Source organism: Methylobacterium sp. WL7, assembly GCF_008040085.1.
In the GTDB taxonomy this organism is placed as follows: Bacteria; Pseudomonadota; Alphaproteobacteria; order Rhizobiales; family Beijerinckiaceae; genus Methylobacterium; species Methylobacterium mesophilicum.
In genome coordinates, this window is record NZ_VRVG01000182.1 from 1 (window position 1) to 7,365 (window position 7,365).

Genomic DNA, 7,365 nt, shown 5'->3' on the forward strand with positions numbered 1-7,365 from the left:
GGGGAGGGGAGCGATGGCGGGACCGGACCCGACCTGCCTGCGCTCCGCACGGAGATCGCGCGCCGCTATGCTGGCTTTGTCCGCGACCGGAAGGCTGCCTGACTTCCTCGCGACCCTGCCGGCGCCGCTGGTCTGCGCCCTGGCCGACGACTGGCTGCATCAGGCCCGCCCCGACCAGCTGCCGCCGGCCGAGACCGCGACGCCCTGGACCACCTGGGCGGTGATCGGCGGCCGCGGCTGCGGCAAGACCCGCACCGGGGCCGAATGGGTCGACGCCCTGGCCCGGGGCGACCCGGCCTTCACGCCGGAGCCGGTCGGACGCATCGCGCTCGTGGGCGAGACCCATCTCGACGTGCGCGACGTGATGGTCGAGGGGCCGTCCGGCCTGCTCAACCTGCCGGCCCGGGGCCGGGCGCGCCCGCGCTGGTCGCCGAGCCTGCGCCGGCTCGCCTGGGACAACGGCGCGGTGGCGCAGGCCTTCTCGGCGGAGGAGCCCGACGCGCTGCGCGGCCCGCAATTCGGGGCCGCGTGGTGCGACGAGGCGGCCAAGTGGCGTCGGCCCGAGGCCGCGTTCGACATGCTGCAATTCGGGCTGCGGCTGGGCTCCCGCCCGCGCAACCTCGTCACCACCACGCCCCGGCCGGTGCCGCTGATCCGCCGCCTGCTCGCCGACCCGCGCACCGTGGTCAGCCGCGCCCGCACCCACGACAACGCCCGGCACCTCGCCCCGGATTTCCTGGAGCAGGTGGTCGGGCGCTATGCCGGCACCCGCCTCGGCCGCCAGGAGCTCGACGGCGAGCTGATCGCCGACCGGGACGATGCCCTGTGGGAGCGTGCCGCCCTGGAGGCCGGCCGGGTCGGCGCCGCGCCGGACCTCGCCCGGATCGTGGTGGCCGTGGATCCGCCCGCGACCTCGGGGACGCGCTCGGATGCCTGCGGGATCGTGGCCGCAGGCCGGGCCGGCGCCCAGGCCTACGTGCTGGCCGATGCGAGCCTCGCCCGGGCGAGCCCCCAGGCCTGGGCCGGGGCGGCGCTGGCGCTCTATCACCGGCTCGGGGCCGACGCCCTGGTGGTCGAGGTCAACCAGGGCGGCGAGATGGCCGCCGCGGTGCTGGCCCAGTGCGACCCGGCGGTGCCGGTCACGCCCGTCCGCGCGACGCGGGGCAAGTACCTGCGTGCCGAGCCGGTGTCGCTGCTCTACGCCCGCGGCCTCGTCCACCATGTCGGGGCCTTCCCGGCCCTGGAGGACGAGCTGTGCGATTTCGGTCCGGACGGCCTGTCGAGCGGTGGCTCGCCCGATCGCCTCGACGCCCTGGTCTGGGCGGTGACGCACCTGCTGCTCGACGCGCCCCGCGCGCCGCGGATCCGCGGCCTCTGAGGCCGCCTCGTGCGCTGTCACACGGGAACGTGACGCCAGACTTCATCCTTAAATTGCATACACTCGGAGCGACTGCTATAAACCCGTGTACATCGGAGGGTGGCCCGTGAGCTCGGATGTTAATCCTGAGAGCTGTCTACCCGACGGGGCCCAACGGCGCCTCCGGATGATCGCCGAGACCCTCGGCTGCCCGGTGGGCGATTTCTACGGTGCGGCGACGGTCCGCCCCGACCTGAGTGCGACGGTCGAGCTGCTGCGCCTGTGGAACGCGATCGCGAGCGAGACCGACCGGGCCGCGGTTCTCCGCTGCGCCCGGGAAGCCGCCAACGGCGTCGGCCGTGAAGTCGAGGCCGTCTGATCGGCGTCGATGCGTTCGGTTTTCGCCCCGCATCATCCGAAACGCGGCGGCCATCGTTCGGGACGACGCCTGAGCCCTGCATTCCTCGAATCGGAATACCCTGCAGCCTGAGGCGGTAAGTCTCTCGGTCGGCGGCGGCGCATGGCGCCCGTTCCGCATCGCCTGCGCGCGTCGGCTGCCGACCCGGCGCTTCGGGGTCCCGGAGCGCGGCTGGGATGGCCCGCGCGCGCAGGGCGCCGGATCGTAGCCGTGCCGTCGAGGCGGGCACAAAACAATACGGCGCGCCTCTGCGGGAAGCGCGCCGGGAGTCGGTTCGTGGTCTCTGGAACGAACTGCATCCTGAATACACGACTTCGCCCGTCCGGGCTGTAGCGCTGTCGCCACGGTGCCGGCTCGGGTGCGGTGTATTCGCCGCAGCCGCAATGGTGCCCGCGGGCGCAGGCCGAGAGAATCCCAAGCCTCCCGATCCCGTCCGGCCGTCCCGGGCCGTCGACGATCGGAGAGCGACATCATCATGGCGCAGGAGCGGACCGGCATGGCGACCTTCCTCGATCGGATGGCGCGGGTGGCGCGCCGCGCCGCCGGGGCTCCTCCGGAACCGGCCCTCGTCACCAAGGCCGCCCCGGCCTTCGCGCTCTATACCGACGGGCGGGCGAGTTGGACCGCCCGGGACCCGGCGGCTCTGGCGCGGGCCGGCTACCAGCGCAACCCGATCGTGCACCGGGCGGTCCGGCTGGTCGCCGAGGGGGCGGCCAGCCTGCCGCTCATGGCCACCGGACCGGGCGCCGGCCATGCGGCCGATCTCCTGGCGCTGCTCGCCCGGCCGAACCCGCGCGAGAGCGGCACGCGCCTGCTCGAGACCGTCTACGCGGACCTGACGCTCAGCGGCACCGCCTACCTGGAGGCGGTGAGCCTCGACGGGCGGATCGCGGCCCTGCAGAGTCTGCGGCCCGGCCGGATGCGGATGCTGCCGGGGCCGGACGGCTGGCCCGTCGCCTACGTCTACACGGTGGGCGGCAACAGCCGGCGGTTCGACCTGCCGGCTCCCGGCGCCCCCGAGGTGGCCCCGATCCTGGCGCTCAGCCTGTTCCACCCGGACGACGACTATGCCGGCCTCGCCCCGATCGAGGCCGCCGCCACCGCCCTCGACATCCACAACGCCGCGAGCGCCTGGAACAAGGGGCTGCTCGACAACGCGGCGCGGCCTTCGGGTGCGCTGGTCTTCGCCGGCGCGGCGCTCACCGAGCCGCAGTTCGACCGGCTGAAGGCCGAGCTGGAGGCGAATTACCAGGGGGCGGCCAATGCCGGCCGGCCGCTGCTCCTGGAGGGCGGCCTGGACTGGAAGCCCCTGGCGCTGTCGCCCCGGGACATGGACTTCGTCGAGGCCAAGAACGCCGGAGCCGGAGGCGGGCGGGTGAAGGGCGCGCGCCGCCTGCCCAGATCCGCGCGCTCTCCCTTCCCCCTCTGCGGGCTATCGGATTCACCCATCCCCGGATGTGGCGCGGTTCCCCTCTCCCGTGCGGGAGAGGGACAGGGTGAGGGATGCGCGCTTTCCGGAAAGACCTGTCCCCTCACCCCAACCCTCTCCCGCACGGGAGAGGGGGCGCGTGGCGGCTTTCGCAAGCCGAGGTGTGAACATCGTAGCCCGCAGAGGGGGGGGGGAGAGCGCCTGCCCTTCCTGGACTGGCTGTCCTTGAAGCCACGGCCTCTCAGCCCATCCCAAAAAAACCAACCGAGGACCCTGTCGATGGATGGCCATTTCTCCGGCTACGCCAGCGTGTTCGGCGTGCCCGATCTCGGCCGCGACGTGGTGGTGCCGGGCGCGTTCGCGGCCAGCCTGGCCCGGCGCGGGGCGGCGGGGGTGCGGCTGCTGTTAGCTCAAGACATGCCAGATTAGTCGTGACGCATCAATGGCATAGTTTATAAAAGCAGTTCATACCTACAAATATACCAACATAGAGTCGGCCACTTGCCTTCTGCACGGGACGCGCGAGCGGCGTTCGCTAGGGAGCGGTGCCACCGGCCGCACCCGGTGATTGAAACTTGCCTACCTTCCCCACCGTAGATTGCCTATTCATCCCGATGGAGAGGCGTTGCATTGGTCGTGTTGAGTTTGATCTGCCTGGTAGCCGGTACAACCTTCGCTGGGGCCTCGTTGGTGTTCGAACGGTTCAAGGTTATCCTTGAGGTTGCGAGCGGTGTTCTTTTCCTAGCTGGCCTCTGCATACTTGGCCTAGGATTGCCGTTGTTCCGATAAGCCGCCACTTACGTTCTAATGCTTCACAGATGCCGGTCATCGGTTATCGACGAGCTGAGTGAGAGCCTGTATGTTTGGGTGTCGGCTCTCCTGCCGACCTTCCACGTCCGTCCCGAAGTGCCCCTCAACCCACCGATGGGGCGGGCGTGGATGCTGGTGGCAGCCGGCAACTCAACGTCAACTTCCTATCGCTATCCTGTCTTCGTCGGGGCCCCCTCTCGACCTTCCACGCCCGCCGACGGTTTCACTTCGACGGTGGCGGCTCGGCGGGCGTGGATGCTGCAAAATCTAAGGGCGTGCTGGAAACAAGTTGTTCAGCCCTGGGTTGTCGGTCGGATCTGCCCTTACGGCGGAACACCACCGGCCAGCAGCACCTTCGCAGAAAGCGACCGCCGATCATGTTCGAGCTAGCCTTCACGGTGGCTTATTCAGCCGGGGCGTTCGTTGCAGTCGGCGTGATCCTGAGAGGCCTGGCAGTCTGACGCCCACGGTCCCCCAAGCTTTCGCCAGCTTGGCGACTTAAACCAATGCAAGCGCAGACTTTGCGACTGCATCCTCTGGTGTGGCCAACCTGACCACTCCGTGAGCTGCCAACCTGGCGACACACGTGACCGCCAAGCTGGCGCCGACGTTGGCGAAAAGTTTGCGGCAACGTCTCACCGCATCGAGGCCAGCGATGGAACCCAAAATGAACCTCGAAGAGGAGGTCCGGTGGATGCGGCTGCGCGTCGGCACTCTGGAAACGAAGGCCTCCGAAGCGGAGCGCCAGATCCGCGCCTTGAGCTGGGGGGTAGTGCTGCTGTTGGCCGTCGCCTGCGCGGACTTCATCCGAATATTCGTCGGATAAGCGACACCTCGCCTACGATTAGTACCGGCATCAGCGGGATTGCCGGCACGCCGCTGAGCGTGCGCGGGATCGGGCCTCTGCCGATTGCGATTAGGGTCCGCAGAGCGCGGGTGGCAAGGTAATCCGCTTGGCGGAGGCCTTCCCTGGCCCGGCGCATGTCGTCACCAGCACGGCGAACCCTCCGCATCTGCCACCACGCCACCGCGATGATGAACGGGCTGATCAGGCGCATGTCCGTCGTCAGATGATTTGGGACATTCAGCGGTGTTCAGGGACAGAGGCTCTGGTCCATCTGGGGTAGGAGGTTAGGCGGCCTGCGCGTGATGGCGCAAGCGGCGATCCATCAGGGTCTGGCGCTTGATGCGTTCCCGCTCGGTCAGGATCCCTTCGCCGCGTCCGAAGTAGACGTCAGCGGGCGTGAGGTTGCTCAGGCTCTCATGGGCTCGGGCATGGTTGTAGTGTTCGACGAAGTCGGCAACCTGCGTCTCCAACTCGCCGGGCAAGTAGGCGTGTTTGAGCAGGATGCGGTTCTTGAGCGTCTGGTGCCAACGCTCGATCTTGCCCTGCGTTTGAGGATGGCATGGCGCGCCGCGGATGTGGGTCATGCCCCGAATGCCGAGCCAGTCAGCTAGGTCGCTGGCGACGTAGCTCGGCCCGTTGTCGGAGAGCAGGCGTGGCCGCGGCATCACCCGCGCCTGATCGAGCCCAGCCGCCCCCAGCGCCAGGTCGAGCGTGGCGGTGACGTCGCTGGCCTGCATCGTCGTGCACAGCTTCCAGGCGACGATGTAGCGTGAGAAGTCGTCCAGGACCGTCGACAGGTAGTACCAGCCCCAGCCAACGACCTTCAGGTAGGTGAAGTCCGTCTGCCAAAGCTGGTTGGGCGCGGTGGTCTTATCGCGGAACTCGTCGGCGGCCTTGATGACGATATAGGCCGGGCTGGTGATCAGGTCCTGAGACTTGAGCAACCGGTAGACCGTCGCTTCCGAGACGAAGTAGCGGCGCTCGTCGGTGAAGCGCACTGCCAGCTCACGCGGACTGAGTTCAGGCTGCTCCAAGGCCAGAGCAACGATCTGCTCGCGGATCTCCGCAGGTAGACGGTTCCAGACCCGGCTCGGCTGCGAAGGATGGTCATTCAACGCCTCGGGGCCGCCGCGCTGGTAGGCGTCGTACCAGCGGTAGAACGTCGAGCGGGTGATGCCGAGCTTGTCCAGGGTGGCACGCACCGGCAGGTGGGATTGCTCGACCAGCCGGATGATCTCCAGCTTCTCGGGGGCCGGGTACCTCATGCCTCGTCGCCCCCAGCCCCGCTCATGCTTTTTTTAAGCAGACGGTTCTCCAGGACGAGATCAGCCACGACCTCCTTCAGCGCCCCCGTCTCGCGGCGCAGATCCCGCACCTCATCCGTGGTGGCCGCACGAGCCGTGTCGCCGGACAGGCGCCTCTTGCCAGCCTCCAGGAACTCCTTGGACCAGCCGTAGTACATCGAGGCGGCGATCCCCTCACGTCGGCAAAGCTCGGCAATGCTGTCCTCGCCACGCAAGCCTTCCAGCACCACGCGGATCTTCTCCTCGGACGAGAACTGCCGACGTGTGGCCCGGCGAATGTCCTTGATCACCGCTTCTGCCGGCTTCTTGGCCGGTCCGGATGTCTGCTTCATCTTCGCTCCTCAGGGGCTACGATGAACCAGCCATCCTCCGTTCGTGAAGACCCTCATTCTGTCCCACAGGTGATGACGTCGGACAGCGGCGGCATCTACCACCCGCTCGCGTAGATCCTGACTGTAGGGCCGTCCCATCGGTCACTCCTCCTCCAGAGCGATCAGTGAATCAGCCCGCCGCCTCCGCGTGAACCCCGCCGTATCGACTCAGCGCAAACCGAAAACGCTCTAGCTCCGATCTGTGTTCGCTCTGGCCGAGCGTATCTCCGATCTGGCTGCCTCGCCCCGTGCCGTAAAGCGCCGGAGCCTAGAGGCTGTTATGAACTGAATGGGTGAGGTTTGCGTTTTTGGGCATGAGCGCAGGTCGTGCCGGCTATCCCTCTGACGTGTCCGATGAGGAATGGGCGCTGGTTGCGCCGTATCTCACCGATGTGGCCGGGGACCTACGGGCGGTTCCACGGATGGCAGGGGATCGCAAGCCGGAGCCGTCTGCGGTGATCCTGGACAGCCGGACGCTGCGGTCCTCGCCCGAGAGCGGCGAGCGGGCGGGCTACGACGGGGCCAAGCGCAAGCGCGGTTCGAAGGTGCATCTGGCGGTGGACACACCCGGCCACGTGGTGGCGCTGCATGTCACCCCGGCCGATGCCGACGATCGCGGCGAGGTCGATCGCTTGACCGGCGCGGTGCAAGCGGAGACGGACGGAAGCGTCGAGACGGGCTTCGTCGATCAGGGCTACACCGGCGCGCGGGCGGCGGACGCGGCCCAGGCGCACGGTATCGCTCTGGCGGTGGTCAAGGCGCCCGAGGCCAAACGCGGGTTTGTCCTGCTGCCGCGTCGCTGGGTGGTGGAGCGGTCCTTCGCCTGGGC

General features: G+C 68.5%; 6 protein-coding genes. 5 read left to right on the forward strand and 1 reads right to left on the reverse strand.

Annotated features, from left to right (window positions below; translation table 11 throughout):
• The first annotated feature begins 67 nt into the window (after positions 1 to 67).
• From FV233_RS26940 to FV233_RS26955, 4 genes are all read left to right on the forward strand, one after another.
• Entirely contained in the window at positions 68 to 1,378 is a 1,311-nt protein-coding gene (locus FV233_RS26940; protein ID WP_187278243.1) for a terminase family protein, read from the forward strand.
• A 166-nt stretch (positions 1,379 to 1,544) separates the two neighbouring features.
• The gene (locus FV233_RS26945; RefSeq protein WP_147857707.1) at positions 1,545 to 1,736 is read left to right on the forward strand and encodes a hypothetical protein; all 192 of its coding nucleotides are present in this window, start codon (positions 1,545 to 1,547) and stop codon (positions 1,734 to 1,736) included.
• 535 nt (positions 1,737 to 2,271) lie between these two features.
• Positions 2,272 to 3,633, forward strand: coding sequence for a phage portal protein (locus FV233_RS31415; protein ID WP_246690104.1), 1,362 nt, complete (start codon positions 2,272 to 2,274; stop codon positions 3,631 to 3,633).
• 967 nt (positions 3,634 to 4,600) lie between these two features.
• Positions 4,601 to 4,840 (forward strand): hypothetical protein, encoded by a 240-nt coding sequence (locus tag FV233_RS26955; protein ID WP_147899345.1) that lies wholly within the window; start codon positions 4,601 to 4,603, stop codon positions 4,838 to 4,840.
• A 305-nt stretch (positions 4,841 to 5,145) separates the two neighbouring features.
• Here FV233_RS26955 and FV233_RS26960 read toward each other — a convergent pair.
• Positions 5,146 to 6,497 (reverse strand): IS3 family transposase gene (locus tag FV233_RS26960; RefSeq protein WP_147899346.1). Its coding sequence is split into 2 segments (ribosomal slippage): positions 5,146 to 6,161 and positions 6,161 to 6,497, totalling 1,353 coding nucleotides; the frame shifts between segments, so codons are not numbered across the junction.
• A gap of 353 nt (positions 6,498 to 6,850) precedes the next feature.
• Here FV233_RS26960 and FV233_RS26965 point away from each other — a divergent pair.
• The coding region (locus tag FV233_RS26965; RefSeq protein ID WP_147899347.1) for a transposase at positions 6,851 to 7,365 on the forward strand (515 nt) is incomplete at its 3' end.